The 13,739-nt window shown below is 68.9% G+C and carries 14 protein-coding genes; 11 read left to right on the top strand and 3 right to left on the bottom strand.

Going from position 1 to position 13,739, the window contains the following annotated elements; genetic code table 11:
- Positions 1-8 precede the first annotated feature (8 nt).
- The gene (locus DFR31_RS04615; protein ID WP_121441457.1) at positions 9-251 is read right to left on the bottom strand and encodes an addiction module protein; all 243 of its coding nucleotides are present in this window, start codon (positions 249-251) and stop codon (positions 9-11) included.
- A gap of 141 nt (positions 252-392) precedes the next feature.
- Here DFR31_RS04615 and DFR31_RS14105 point away from each other — a divergent pair, with 141 nt between their 5' ends.
- From DFR31_RS14105 to DFR31_RS04560, 11 genes are all read left to right on the top strand, one after another.
- Entirely contained in the window at positions 393-2,081 is a 1,689-nt protein-coding gene (locus DFR31_RS14105; protein WP_245971085.1) for a sigma-54 dependent transcriptional regulator, read from the top strand.
- A 176-nt stretch (positions 2,082-2,257) separates the two neighbouring features.
- Positions 2,258-3,676, top strand: a complete 1,419-nt coding sequence (locus DFR31_RS04605) for a sigma-54 dependent transcriptional regulator (protein ID WP_121441455.1) — start codon at positions 2,258-2,260, stop codon at positions 3,674-3,676.
- A 37-nt stretch (positions 3,677-3,713) separates the two neighbouring features.
- A complete protein-coding gene (fliE, locus tag DFR31_RS04600; RefSeq protein ID WP_121442173.1) occupies positions 3,714-4,040 on the top strand; it encodes a flagellar hook-basal body complex protein FliE in 327 nt (108 codons plus the stop codon).
- 50 nt (positions 4,041-4,090) lie between these two features.
- Entirely contained in the window at positions 4,091-5,866 is a 1,776-nt protein-coding gene (fliF, locus tag DFR31_RS04595) for a flagellar basal-body MS-ring/collar protein FliF (protein WP_121441454.1), read from the top strand.
- Entirely contained in the window at positions 5,853-6,857 is a 1,005-nt protein-coding gene (gene fliG, locus DFR31_RS04590; protein ID WP_121441453.1) for a flagellar motor switch protein FliG, read from the top strand. The genes fliF and fliG overlap by 14 nt, the downstream gene beginning before the upstream one ends.
- 25 nt (positions 6,858-6,882) lie before the next feature.
- Positions 6,883-7,806, top strand: a complete 924-nt coding sequence (locus DFR31_RS04585; protein WP_121441452.1) for a flagellar assembly protein FliH — start codon at positions 6,883-6,885, stop codon at positions 7,804-7,806.
- A complete protein-coding gene (gene fliI / locus DFR31_RS04580) occupies positions 7,799-9,175 on the top strand; it encodes a flagellar protein export ATPase FliI (protein WP_121441451.1) in 1,377 nt (458 codons plus the stop codon). The genes DFR31_RS04585 and fliI overlap by 8 nt, the downstream gene beginning before the upstream one ends.
- 63 nt (positions 9,176-9,238) lie before the next feature.
- Complete coding sequence (gene fliJ / locus DFR31_RS04575; RefSeq protein ID WP_121441450.1) at positions 9,239-9,685, top strand: flagellar export protein FliJ; 447 nt, start codon at positions 9,239-9,241, stop codon at positions 9,683-9,685.
- Between the two features lie 91 nt (positions 9,686-9,776).
- A complete protein-coding gene (locus DFR31_RS04570; RefSeq protein ID WP_147436940.1) occupies positions 9,777-10,931 on the top strand; it encodes a flagellar hook-length control protein FliK in 1,155 nt (384 codons plus the stop codon).
- Between the two features lie 121 nt (positions 10,932-11,052).
- Positions 11,053-11,955: a protease HtpX gene (gene htpX, locus DFR31_RS04565; RefSeq protein ID WP_121441448.1), complete on the top strand. Its 903-nt coding sequence runs from the start codon at positions 11,053-11,055 to the stop codon at positions 11,953-11,955.
- Between the two features lie 130 nt (positions 11,956-12,085).
- Complete coding sequence (locus tag DFR31_RS04560; protein ID WP_121441447.1) at positions 12,086-13,018, top strand: DMT family transporter; 933 nt, start codon at positions 12,086-12,088, stop codon at positions 13,016-13,018.
- Between the two features lie 27 nt (positions 13,019-13,045).
- Here the strand turns inward: DFR31_RS04560 and DFR31_RS04555 are convergent, their stop codons facing one another.
- Positions 13,046-13,324 carry a BolA family protein gene (locus tag DFR31_RS04555; protein WP_245971084.1) on the bottom strand — a complete coding sequence of 93 codons (279 nt, stop codon included), beginning with the start codon at positions 13,322-13,324 and terminating at the stop codon, positions 13,046-13,048.
- On the bottom strand, positions 13,321-13,620 hold the full coding sequence (locus tag DFR31_RS04550; protein ID WP_121441446.1) for a YciI family protein: 300 nt from the start codon (positions 13,618-13,620) through the stop codon (positions 13,321-13,323). The genes DFR31_RS04555 and DFR31_RS04550 overlap by 4 nt, the downstream gene beginning before the upstream one ends.
- Positions 13,621-13,739 lie beyond the last annotated feature (119 nt).

The following is a 13,739-nucleotide window of genomic DNA, read 5'->3' as shown; positions in this document are numbered from 1 at the left end:
GGTGAAACTCAATCTTCATGCGTCCGGCGACCGTCAGTCAGGCGCCGGAACTGAGAGTAACTGATCGGTTGGGCTTTGCCGCTTTCGATGTCCTTATCCCGTTCCAGAGCCGTGGCCAGTCCTTGGGCATCACTGAGCACTTTCCCCTGCTGGTCCCGCTCAAGACTGGACCAAGCTGCCATGGCCAGCCGCTTTCGGGACTCGTAGGGCAGGCTAAGGATCTCTTTTTCCAGTTCGGTGATGCTGCTCATTGGTCGGAATGTAGCACAGACGGTGGCCACCCTGTCTTGCCTCACGGCCGGCAAGGGGCCTTTGTCGTAATTTTGACGGCAGTCGCACGCTGTGGCTAAACTCCGGTCATTAGCGCGGCTATTTGGCCTTTGGGGGGAGCAGTGGTTCAGGTCCTGGTATTGGATGACGACAGCGAGCGCGCTGGCGCCGTGGAGGCGGCGGTGCGGTTCCTGGAGCACGAGGTGGTGCGCGGGCCGGCCGACGGGCAACTGGCGAAGGCGCTGGAGGGCAGCCGGCAGTACGCGCTGGCGCTGATCCCCGCCGAAGGGGAGCGCAAGGACCGGCAGGCGGCGCTGGAAGTGCTCTGGCAGGAGGTCCCCGAACTGCCCGTCTTTTTGGTCTCAGAGGCCGGCCAGCCCCGCGGGCTGGATGCCGGCGCCAACGTGCTCGGCACCCTGCAACTCCCCCTGCGCCAGGCCCAGTTCAGCGCCGCACTCAAGCAGGCCCTGGCCCAGAACGCCCAGCGCAGTCGCGAGAGCCAGACCCGCCCCAAGGGCAAGGCCCCCCGCCTGGTGGGCCAGAGCCGCCCCATGCAGATGGTCAACCGGATGATCGAGCAGGTGGCCGACACCGAGGCCAGCGTGCTGATCCTGGGCGAGTCGGGCACCGGTAAAGAGGTGGTGGCGCAGAATATCCACTACCAGTCCGGCCGCGCCGACAAGCCCTTCGTGCCCATCAACTGTGGCGCCATCCCCGGCGAGCTGCTGGAGTCAGAGCTGTTCGGCCACGAGAAGGGCGCCTTCACCGGCGCGATCAGCGCCCGCCAGGGCCGTTTCGAGCTGGCCAGGGGCGGCACCATCTTCCTGGACGAGATCGGCGACATGAGCATGCCCATGCAGGTGAAGCTGCTGCGCGTGCTCCAGGAGCGCACCTTCGAGCGGGTGGGCAGCAACCGCACCATGGAGGCGGACGTGCGGGTGATCGCCGCCACCCACCGCAACCTGGAAGAGAACATCCGCACCAACGACTTCCGCGAGGATCTCTTCTACCGCCTGAACGTGTTTCCCATCGAGGTGCCGCCGCTGCGGGGGCGGCCTTCCGACATCCCTGTGCTCATCGAGGAGCTGGTCCGGCGTATCGAGGATGAGGGCCGGGGCTCGGTGCGCTTCAGCGCCGCCGCCATGTCCTGCCTGGCCCAGTACGAGTGGCCGGGTAACGTCCGCGAGCTGGCCAACGTGGTGGAGCGGCTCGCCATCCTCTGCGCCTACGACGAGGTGCAGGTGGACGACTTGCCGGTCCGGATCCGCCAGGCGGCAGGCGTACCGGTGGACCCGGCAACGGCTTACCTCCCCGGTGGCGGGAATCCGTCACCCCAACCGGAGCCCGCCCCCGAGCCGGCGATGGCGGCTGAAGCGCCGGCGGCACCCGCCGGGGGCGTGCCCTCGGCGCGGCCCGAGGAGGAGCGCGCCCCGCTGGAGGACATCCCGCCCTTTCTGCGTGCCGCGGAGCCCTCGGAGCCCTCCGAACCAGAACCGGACGTGAGTCCCGCTAACCCGGGCCGCGCCGCCCATCCGGGGGATGAACCCGCCCCCGATGCACCGACCCGCGCCGGTAACGGCGCCGACCCGGCCGCCGGCCAACAGGTCGACTCGCCCCGGTACGCCATTACCGACGTGGACTGGCAGGGCGATGGCGTTAATCTGAAGGCAGCCCTGGCCGACGTGGAGCAGCAGCTCATCGAGGACGCCCTGGACCACGCCGACGGCGTGGTGGCCCGGGCGGCGAAGCTGCTGCAACTGCGTCGCACCACGCTGGTGGAGAAGCTGCGCAAGTACGACATCTCCCGCTGAGCTTGCCGGGTGTCGGGAATCCGTCGGGGCAGCTTTCTGCCGCCAGACACGTTCTTGCCGATCCTCTTGAAAACCATTCAAAGACAATAGCTTGCAGCATATGGCACACCCCGTGCTTCCTTGCCGGTCAAAGTCACCGCGGGCCTGGCCCGGACAAGGAACACGAGGTTTTCACCATGTCGCAACCCAGCGTGCTCATCGTCACCGCGGATCAGGAGTTCAGCCGCCGGCGTTGCCTGTTGCTGCGCGAGGCGGGGTTCCAGCCCATCGGCGTCTCTGACTACACCCACGCCCAGCGCCTGCTGGAGCGGCGCAGCCTGGCGCTGGTGATCGTGCAGACCAGCGCGGAGACGCGCCAGTGGCGGCAACTGGCCCAGTTGCCCTCGGCACCGCCGCTGGTGCTGCTGGCCCCGCAGCCCTCAGTGGAGGAGGCCAAGCTGGCCATGCGCGCCGGTGCCGCCGAGTACCTGGGCGAGGGCTGCTCCTCGCTGGAGCTGGTGCAGACGGTGCGCCGGCTGGTGGGCGACGAGCAGGACCTGGTGGCCAAGGACGCCCGCTCCCGCGAGGTGTTTCGCATGGCGCGCCGGGTGGCGCAGAAGGACGTGAGCGTGCTGATCACCGGCGAGTCGGGCACCGGCAAGGAGATGCTGGCCCGCCATATCCACGAACACTCCGGCCGCGCCGAGGGCCCCTTCGTGGCGGTGAACTGCGCAGCCATCCCCGAGCAGATGATCGAGGCGGTGCTCTTCGGCTTCGAGAAGGGCGCGTTCACGGGCGCCAGCCGCAGCCACGCCGGCAAGTTCGAGCAGGCCCAGGGCGGCACCGTGCTGCTGGACGAAATCAGCGAGATCGACACCAACCTGCAGGCGAAGCTGCTGCGGGTGCTGCAGGAGCGGGAGATCGAACGGCTTTGCGGCACCGAGAGCATCCCGCTGGACGTGCGGGTGCTGGCCAGCAGCAACCGCGACCTGCGCGAGGCGGTGGCCAGCGGTCAGTTCCGCCAGGATCTCTACTACCGCCTGCACGTCTTCCCCATCCACCTGCCGCCGCTGCGCGAGCGGCTGGACGACGTGCTGCCCCTGGCCGAGGCTTTCATGGCCAAGCATGCCGGCCTGGGACCGGAGGGGGCGCAGCTGGACGACGCCGCCCGCAGCCGCCTGCTGGGCCACGACTGGCCGGGCAACGTCCGCGAGCTGGAGAACGTGATTCAGCGCGCCATGATCCTGGCGGACAGTCAGCGCATCAGTGCCGATGACCTGGTCATCGAGCCGGTGCCCACGGCTGCCGCGCGCCGCCCCGTGCAGCCGGCCGTCAGGGACGGCGACGAAATGCCGACGTCCCCGGAGACCGCTGACACCAGCGCCGGCGCGTCGCCGGCGGAAGAGGAGCCCGCCACCCTGGGCCACAACCTGCGCGAGCAGGAGTTCCGGCTGATCATGGACACCCTGCGCGAGTGCCGCGGCAACCGCAAACAGGCGGCGGAGAAGCTCGGCATTTCCGACCGCACGCTGCGCTACCGCGTGGCCCGTCTGCGCAAGGACGGGTTCCACGTGCCCTCGAAGGCCGGCGCGGAATATGCATACGGACAGGTGTGAGTCGGAATAACGGCAGGCACCGGTGGAGGCCGGCACCATGAACGTCAATAACAGTTTTCAGGTCAATCAGGCGCTGCAGCAACTGCAGGAGGTCGCCTCGCAGGCGCGCAACGAGCCCGTGCAGGGCCAGGGGGAGGCCCCCGGCGCCGATTTCACGACGATGATGCGCGAGGCCATCGAGAACGTGAACGGCATGCAGCAGACCTCGAAAGGCATGGCTGACGCCGTGGCCCGGGGCGAGGACATGAACCTCACCGAGGTGATGGTGGCCCAGCAGAAGTCGCGCGTCTCCTTCGAGGCGCTGAAGGAGACCCGGAACCGGCTGCTGGAGGCCTACCAGGAAATCTCCAACATGCAGGTCTGACGGGCGCAATAACGACCATCCGACGAAAATCTGACTGAACGGGGAAGGCAATGGCTGAGGCAAGCCAGGCACTGACGGAGACGGAAGGCGGCGCGGGCCAGCAGATGGCCGAGCGCGGCGGTGCCGGTGGTGCAGGCCGCGGCGGCATGGGCGGCACAGCCGGCCGCATTCCGGGGGTGGACCAGCTGGAGGCCATGCTGGGCGGGCGGCAGAACCTGATGCGCCTGGGCCTCGCGGTGGTGCTGCTGTTCACCATTGGTGCCGGGGTGGTGCTCTACCTCTGGGCGCAGGAGCCCAGCTACCGCACCCTGTTCAGCGAACTGGACGACCAGGACGCCGCCGCCGTAATCGAGCAACTGGACGAGCAGGGCATCCCCTACCGCATGGAGGAGCGCACCGGTGCCATCCGCGTGCCCTCCGACCAGGTCCACCCGGCCCGCCTGCAGCTGGCCGCCGAGGGGCTGCCCCGGGGCAGCGGCTTTGGCTTCGAGACCCTGCAGGAAGACTCCTCCTTCGGCACCAGCGAGTTCATGGAGGGCGCCCGCTTTGACCGGGCGCTGGAGACCGAGCTGTCCCGCTCCATCGCCACCATCCGTCAGGTGGAGTCCGCCCGGGTGCACCTGGCGCTGCCCCGGGAGTCGGTCTTTGTCCGCGATCGCCGCCAGCCCCGCGCCTCGGTGGTGGTCAGCGTGGCCCAGGGCCGGCGCCTGAGCGACGAGCACGTGGAGGCCATCGTGCACATGGTGGCCAGCAGCGTGCCGGAGCTGGAGCACGAGCAGGTGAGCGTGGTGGACGAGCGCGGCCGGCTGCTCACCCGCGACGAGGAGCGCGGCCTGGGCAGCACCGCGACCCAGTTCGAGTACAAGAGCCAGGTGGAAGAGACCTACGTGCGCCGCATCGAGGACCTGCTGGCGCCCATCGTCGGGCAGAACCGGGTCCGCGCGCAGGTCAATGCCAGCCTGGACTTCTCCGAACAGGAGCGCACCGAGGAGCTGTTCGACCCGGACAGCCGGGTGATCCGCAGCGAGGCCCTGCAGGGCCGCCGCACCCAGCAGGACCAGGGCCCGATGGGCGTGCCCGGCGCGCTCTCCAACCAGCCCCCGGGTGCGGGCGAGCTGGGCATGGAGGAGGACGAGAACGGCGAGTTCCAGGCCATGCCGCCCGTCGATATCAGCTCCTCCGAGACCCGCAACTACGAGATCAGCCGCACCCTGCGCCACGTGCGCGATCCGGTGGGCAGCATCCAGCGGGTCTCCGTCGCGGTGGTGGTGGACGAGCGCACCACCACCGACGAGGAGGGCAACACCGTGCGCGAGGCGTTGTCCGAAGAGGAACTGGACCGGATCAACGCCCTGGTGCAGGAGGCCGTGGGCTTCGACGCCGAGCGCGGCGACAGTGTCAACGTGGTCAACGCCGCCTTCCTGGAAGAGGACCTGGTGGAGGAGGCCATGCCGGCGGTGCCGCTGATGGAGCGCGAGTGGGTGCGCGAGCTGATCCGGCTGGGGATTGCGGCACTCGCCTTCATCGCCCTGCTGCTCTTCGTGGTGCGGCCGCTGATCAAGGGCATGCAGCGCCAGCGCCAGCAGGAGCAGCGCGACCGTGAACGGGCGGCGGACGAGCAGGCGCGTATCGCGCAGCAGGGGGGCGGCGGCGCCGCGGCCCAGCTCACCGGACCGGACGCCAACGAGCAGGCCCTGCTGGCGGGCGTGCAACACAAGCCCTACGAGGCCAAACTGGATGCGGCCAAGAAGCTCGTGACCGATGAGCCCGAGCTGGCGGCCAACGTGATCAAGTCCTGGCTGGCGGAAGACGATGGCAGACGATAACAGACTCAAGGGCACCGACCGGGCGGCGGTCTTCATGATGAGCCTCGGAGAAGACGAGGCGGCGAACATCATGAAGCACCTGGGCCCGCGCGAGGTCCAGCGCCTGGGGCAGAGCATGAGCGCGATGGAGCAGGTCTCCCGCGACGACGTGGACGACGTGCTCAGCTCCTTCGTGCAGACCGTGCAGGAGCAGACGGCGCTGGGTATCGGCACCAACGACTACGTGCGCTCGGTGTTGACCAAGGCGCTGGGCGAGGACAAGGCGGGCGGCATCATCGACCGCATCCTGATGGGCGGCTCCACCCAGGGGCTGGACCAGCTCAAGTGGCTGGACCCGCGCACCATCGCCGAGATGATCCGCCTGGAGCACCCGCAGATCATAGCCATCGTGCTGGCCTACCTGGAGTCGGACCAGGCCGCCGAGGTGCTGGATTCACTCTCCGAGCGGGTGCGTCACGACGTGCTGATGCGGGTGGCCACGCTGGACGGCATCCAGCCGGCCGCGCTGAAGGAGCTGGACGAGATCATGGAGCGCCAGTTCTCCGGCCAGCAGCGGGTCAAGTCCTCCAGCATCGGCGGGCTGCACTCGGCGGCGGGCATCCTCAACAACCTGGACACCAGCACCGAGAACACCATCCTGGACAACATCCGCGAGTTCGATGCCGAGCTGGCGGAGAAGATCCAGGAGCTGATGTTCGTCTTCGAGGACCTGATGGAAGTGGACGACCGCTCCATCCAGACCATCCTGCGCGAGATCAGCACCGAGCAGCTGGTGCTGGCGCTGAAGGGCGCCGACGACAAGCTGAAGGACAAGATCATGAACAACCTCTCGCGCCGTGCCGCCGAGATGCTGGCCGACGATCTGGAGACCATGGGGCCGGCCCGGATCAGCGACGTGGAGGGCGCGCAGAAGGAGATCCTGGCCGTGGCCAAGCGGCTGGCCGACGAGGGCCAGATCGTGCTCGGCGGTGGCGGCGAGGAGATGCTCTGATGATTGAACCACGGGGGCTGACGGCATGAGTGGCAAGGCGCGGAACGGCGCGGCGGGCGGTGGGCCGTCCGGCGACAGCGCGCGGCCCCACGTGCGCATCATCCCGGCGGAGGCCGCGGGCGAGACCTTCGCCCGCTGGGGCAAGGAGGCGGCCGGTGGCCGCCAGTCGCGCCCGCCGGAGGAAAAGCCGGCACCGCCGCGCTCCGCGGCCGGCAAGGCGCCGGCCGACGAGCAGGCCTCCGGGGACCGGGCGGCCGAGCGTGAGTACGCCGGCTTCCGCAAACCCAAGCGGGTGGAAGCGCCGCGCATGCCCACCGCCGCGGACATCGAAGCGCTCCAGCAGCAGGCCTGGGAGGAGGGCTACCGGGCCGGGGAGCAGGCCGGCCAGGAGGCCGGCCACGCCGAAGGGCTGAAGCGGGGCGAGGCCGCCGGCCGGGAAGCGGGCTACCAGGCCGGCTATCGCGCCGGAGAAAAGGAGGTCAAAAAACTGGCGCGGCGGATGGACCAGCTGGTGCGTCAGCTGGACCGGCCCCTGGAGCAGATGGACGAGGAGGTGGAGCAGGCGCTCACCGAGCTGGCCGTCCACCTGGCCCGCCAGATCATCTACCGCGAGTTGCGCCTCCAGCCGGGCGAGATCGTCCGGGTGATCCGCGAGGCGGTGGGGCTGCTGCCGGTGGGGGCCCGCAACGTGGAGGTGCACCTGCACCCGGACGACGCCCGCTTTTTGCGGGAAACCCTGAGCGCCGACGGCGACACCGAGCAGGCCTGGCAACTGGTGGAGGACCCGGCCATCAGCCGGGGCGGCTGCCGGGTCAGCACCCAGACCTCGCACATCGACGCCACCCTGGAGCACCGTCTGGCGCAGCTGGCGCAGCAGGTGCTGGGCAACGGCCGCGGGCAGGCAGCCGGCGACGACGACACGGCGCGGGAGGGCGAGCAGGATGGCTGAGGCCGAGGTGCCGCGCCGCACCGGCCGCTGGGCCGAGCGGCTGCGCCAGCGCAGTGAACGGGTGGCACCCCCCCGCCTGGTGGTGGAGGGTGTGCTGCGCCGCATGGTGGGCCTGACCCTGGAGGCGGAGGGCTGCCAGGCGCCGCTGGGCAGCCGCTGCACCCTGCACACCCAGCAGGACCGCGACGTGGAGGCCGAGGTGGTGGGCTTCGCCGGCGACAAGCTCTACCTGATGCCCACCGGCGAACTGCACGGGGTCATGCCCAACGCCCGGGTGGTGCCCCGTGGCGGCACCGCCGAGGCGGGGATGGGCCCGGGGCTGCTGGGTCGGGTGCTGGACGGCGGCGGCTACCCGCTGGATGGCAAGGGGCCGCTGGACCACAGCGAAAAGCGCAGCCTGGTGGGCGAGGGCATCAACCCGCTGGCCCGGGCGCCCATCAAGCAGCCACTGGACGTGGGCGTGCGCGCCATCAACAGCCTGTTCACCGTGGGCCGCGGCCAGCGCATGGGCCTGTTCGCCGGCTCCGGCGTGGGCAAGAGCGTGCTGCTGGGCATGATGACCCGCTACACCAACGCCGATGTGGTGGTGGTGGGGCTGATCGGCGAGCGGGGCCGTGAGGTCAAGGAGTTCATCACTGACATCCTGGGCGATGAAGGCCTGGCGCGGGCGGTGGTGGTGGCCTCGCCGGCGGACAAGTCGCCGCTGATGCGCCTGCACGGGGCGATGCTCGCCACCAGCATCGCCGAATACTTCCGCGACCAGGGCCTGAACGTGCTGCTGCTGATGGACTCGCTGACCCGCTACGCCCAGGCGCAGCGCGAGATCGGCCTGGCCATCGGCGAACCGCCCACCACCAAGGGCTACCCGCCCTCGGTGTTCGCCCTGCTGCCGCGGCTGGTGGAGCGGGCCGGCAACGGGCCGGACGACGGCGGCTCCATTACCGCCTTCTACACCGTCCTGACCGAGGGTGACGACCAGCAGGACCCGATCGCCGATGCCGCCCGGGCCATCCTGGACGGCCACCTGGTGCTGTCGCGGCAGCTGGCCGACGCCGGCCACTACCCGGCCATCGACATCGAGGCGTCGGTGAGCCGGGCCATGATCAACATCACCCAGCCGGCGCACCAGAAGCTGACCCGGCGGTTCCGCCAGCTCTGGTCCACCTACCGGGAGAACCAGGACCTGATCAGCGTGGGGGCCTACCAGAAGGGTAGCGATGCGCGGGTGGATGAGGCCATCGCCATCATGCCGCGGCTGCGCGCTTTTCTGCAGCAGGATGTCTCCACGGCAGTGAATTTCCAGGAGAGCCTGGAGCAGCTTTTCGGGCTGCTCAGTGATCAGGCGCAGACCGGTAAAGGAAATGGCTGACAGCCGGAATAAGCCGGGTCATAATAGGGATTAAGCGTCGGCACCGTCCGACGAGGAGGCGACATGAACCGTTCCGCACGCCTACAACCCGTGCAGCGCCTGGCCGGTGACAAGGCCGACGAGGCCGGGCGCGAGCTGGCCGAGGCCCGCCAAAAGCTGGACGCCCAGCGCCAGCAGCTGCAGCAGCTGATGACCTTCCGCCAGGAGTATGCCCAGCAGCTCCAGGACCAGAACGGCGGTATCAACGCCGCCCGGCTGCGCGATTTCAACGCCTTCATCTCCCGCATCGACCAGGCCATCCAGCAGCAGCACAAGGCCGTGGCCGAGGCCCGCCGCGCAGTGGAGGCCCAGCGCCAGGACTGGCTGGACGCCTACAGCCACTCCCGCGCCGTCGACCGCGTCGTCGACCGCTTCCGCGATGAGGAGCAGCGTGCGGCCGACCGCCGCGAGCAACTGCAGCTGGACGAACTGGCGCGCCGCACCTACACCAATCCGTTGCTTGGCTCCTGAGCTGGCCCCGAAATTGCTTTGATTCCCGTGAGGGCAGTACGCCGGCCGGTGGGCCGGTCTGCCAGGGTACTCAGACTGGAGAGCATCAACTGTGACCACACCTGTCGATATGCCGCGGGCAGAGCCGGCAGCGGGCGCCCCCGAACTGCTGCAGATGCTGCTGGGCAAGGCGGCGGAGGACGAAGGCGAGGGCGAGTTCATGGACGCCCTGCTGGACACCGACGCCTTTGGTGACCTGGACAAGGCGGAGCTGAAGGCCCTGCTTGAGGACCCCGAGCAGCTGGCCCGACTGCAGGAAAAACTGGCCGCGCTGGACGGCGAATTGCCGGAGGGCGGCAAGCTGCTGCCGTTGGTGCTGGCGGCGATGGCGGACAAGCAGGCCGACGCCGAGGCCCTGGAGGCGCGCAGCGCCCGGGGCGCCGAGGCGCGCCTGACCGGCGAGGTGCCGGCCCTGCCGCTGTGGGCCCTGCACGACCTGATCCCCGAGGACGAGGACCCGGCCGAGCTGCTCAACCTGTTGCAGACCACCGGCCGGATGCTGGAACCCACCGGCACCGGTGAGGGGCTGCGCGACGCGGTGGCGGACGCCATGAAGGGGCGTGCCGGCACCAGTACCGAACGGGCCGAGACCCTGCTGCAACAGACCCTGACCCAGGAACGGGGCGAGCGCGAGGGTGAGGGGCGGAACCCCGGTTCGTCGCAGGCTCAGCCCCGGGCTGACGCCGGTATCGGGTTCTCGGGGCTGCTGGCGGCCGGGGAGTCCAACGGCACCTCCCGGCCCGGTGCCCAGCCGGTGCAGCAGGCCCTGCCCAGTTTTCAGCTCTCCACCCCGGCCAACCAGCCCGGCTTCGGCCGCGCCCTGGGCGAGCGGATGGTGATGATGATCCAGCAGCAGGTCCAGCAGGCGCGGATCCGTCTGGACCCGCCGGGGCTGGGGCCGCTGGATATCAAGATCGCCACCCAGGATGAGCGCACCACCATCCAGATTACCGCCCAGCAGGCCAGTGCCCGCGAGGCGGTGGAGTCCGAACTGCCGCGGCTGCGCGAGATGCTCGCCGAGCAGGGCCAGGGCAGCGTGGACGTGGATGTCTCCGAGCGCCAGGACGAGCGCTTCTGGGCCCAGGGGCAGGCCAGCGGCCTGTTCGGGGCCGGCGCGGCGGGCGAGGATGACGCCGGCGACGAGGCCTTGGCCGAGGGGCCGGTGCAACGCCTGCAGCCGCAGGGGCTGATCGACCACTACGCGTGACTCGCCTTGAACTCCTGAGTCTTGCCCTCATCTAATCCGAAGGATAATTTGAACGGCCGCTCCGGTGAGGCACTATCGGGGCCGGCCATGGGCAGAGCAATCAACGGGAGACGAAGCGACGATGAAGCGCATAGGGCTTTTCCTGCTCACCAACCTGGCGATCCTGGTGGTCCTGGGTGTGGTGCTGTTCATTCTGCAGGCGGTGTTCGGGATCGGCACCCTGGACGAGACCGGCCGTGGGCTCGATTACGGCGGGCTGCTGATTATCGCCGCGGTGATCGGCTTCGGGGGTTCGTTCATCTCGCTGGCCATGTCCAAGTTCGTGGCCAAGAAGATGACCGGCGCCCGGGTGATCGAGCAGCCGCGCAGCCAGTCCGAGCAGTGGCTGGTGGACACGGTGCGCCGTTTTGCCCGCCAGGAGGGCATCGGCATGCCGGAGGTGGCCGTCTACGACGCGCCGGATATCAACGCCTTCGCCACCGGTGCGCGGCGTGACAACTCCATGGTGGCGGTGAGCACCGGGCTGTTGCAGAACATGACCCGGGAGGAAGCCGAGGCGGTGATCGGGCACGAGGTGGCCCACATCAGCAACGGCGACATGGTGACCCTGACCCTGATCCAGGGCGTGGTGAACACCTTCGTGGTCTTCTTCTCGCGCATCATCGGCCACTTCGTGGACCGGGCGGTGTTCAAGACCGAGGAGGGCCACGGGCCGGCCTATTTCATCACCTCTATCTTTGCCCAGATCGTGCTCGGCATCCTGGCTTCGGTGATCGTCATGTGGTTCTCGCGCCAGCGGGAGTACCGTGCTGACGCCGGCGGCGCCAAGCTGGCCGGGCGTGAGAACATGGTGGCCGCCCTGGAGCGGCTGAAGCGGTCGGTGGACCAGGAACACCTGCCCGACCAGTTGCAGGCCTTCGGCATCAACGGCAACCGGGGTAGCAGCGTCAAGCAGTGGTTCATGAGCCACCCGCCGCTGGATGACCGCATCGCCGCCCTGAAGGAGGGGCGCCATCTGCGGTAAGCTGTAGGCCACCTACAAGCAAGTTACACGGTTACTGTAGGAGCGCAGTTCCGTTGGGCTGGCGCCAGTGCCCTGATAGGGGCAGGTGCCGGCGCCTCGGGGCTGCGCTTCTGCATGTTTTGGGGGAAGCATGTACGTCAGCCTGCGCAACCCGGTGGTGCTAGCCGTGCTTGGCCTGGTGGCTACCACGTTGTTCTGGGGCGGTAACGCGGTGGTGGCACGGGCCACCTCGGAGTGGTTCCCCCCTTTCACGCTCTCCTTCCTGCGCTGGGTGTTGGCGCTGCTGATCATCCTGCCCTTCGCCTGGGGCCCGATCCGCGCCCACTGGGCCACCATCCGCCGCCACTGGCCCATCCTCTGGGTGCTGGCGGCGCTCAGCGTGGGGCTGTTCAATACGCTGCTCTACCTGGCGGCGCAGTTCACTACGGCGACGAATATCACCCTGGTCAACTCCACCATGCCGGTGGCCATCGGGCTGATGGGGCTGGTGTTCTTCGGCCAGCGACTGAAAAAGCACGAGATCGTCGGGATCATCCTCGCCTTTCTCGGGGTGCTGGCCATCGTCAGCCAGGGCGATCGACAGATACTCTTCAACCTGGAGTTCAACCCCGGGGACCTGGTGATGGTCCTGGCGGTGCTCTGCTGGGGGCTCTACTCGCTGCTGCTCAAGCGCTACGGGCCGGACATCCCGGCGGTGCCGCTGCTCGCGGTGATGATCGCGCTGGGCATTCCGGTGATCGTGCCCTTCCTGGTCTGGGAGCTGGTCATGGTGGGGCCGGTGCAGGGTTCGGTGCTGGAGATGGTGCCGCCGCTGATCTACGTGGGCATCTTCCCGTCGCTGTTGGCCTACCTGTTCTGGAACAACGGGGTGCGGGTGCTGGGGCCGGCGCGGACCGCCATGTTCATTTATCTGGTTCCGGTATTTGGCTCCGCCATGGCGATTCTCTTCCTGGGCGAGCGGCTGGAGCAGTACCACGGAGTGGGAGCCGCGGCGATCCTGGCCGGGCTTTATATCGCCACCCGCGGGCTGCCCGGCCGGCCGGCGGTGAACGGGGACCGCTAGGGCCGGCGCAGGCAGGGTGGGGGCGGTTCAGGCCTCGTCCGGGGTCAGCGCCTTGATGCCCAGGGCGTGGATGACGTCGTTGCGCATGGCATCGCCCATGGCGTCGTAGACCTTGCGGTGGCGCTGCAGGGTGTTCAGGCCCTGGAAGTCGGGGCTGACCACCCGCACCTGGAAGTGTCCGCCGCCAGCCTGGGCACCGGCGTGGTTCGCGTGCTTGTGGCTGTCGTCCTGGACCTCCAGGCTGTGGATGTCCAGCGCCGCCTCCAGGCGCTGGCGGATCATCTCGACGCGTTCGTTCCCACTCACGGCAGCACCTTCTTGAACGGCTTTACGGTGACCTTCGCGTAGACGCCGGCGTCCATGTAGGGGTCGGCGTTGGCCCAGGCCTGGGCGTCCTCCGCGCTGGGGAACTCGGCGACCACCAGGCTGCCGGAGAAGCCGGCCTCGCCCGGGTCCTCGGCGTCGATGGCCGGGTGGGGTCCGGCGATCAGCAGCCGGCCCTCGTCCTTCAGCGCCTCCAGCCGCGCCAGGTGCTCCGGCCGGGCCTGCTTGCGCAGCGCCAGGCTGTTGGGGACATCTTCGCTGATAATGGCGTAGTACATGCGTGTGTCTCCATGTTGGGTGGGGTCAGCGCCGTATCCTACACCGATCATCGGTTTTTGTAGCGATGCGGCGCGCCGCCGGGGCGGTGGCCTGCATGATAGGGTGGGGCTGCCATGAT

It is taken from the genome of Alkalispirillum mobile, from assembly GCF_003664325.1.
Classification (GTDB): Bacteria; Pseudomonadota; Gammaproteobacteria; order Nitrococcales; family Halorhodospiraceae; genus Alkalilimnicola; species Alkalilimnicola mobilis.
The sequence above is the reverse complement of the archived record's forward strand: the minus strand, read 5'-3'. Positions and strand labels throughout refer to the sequence as shown.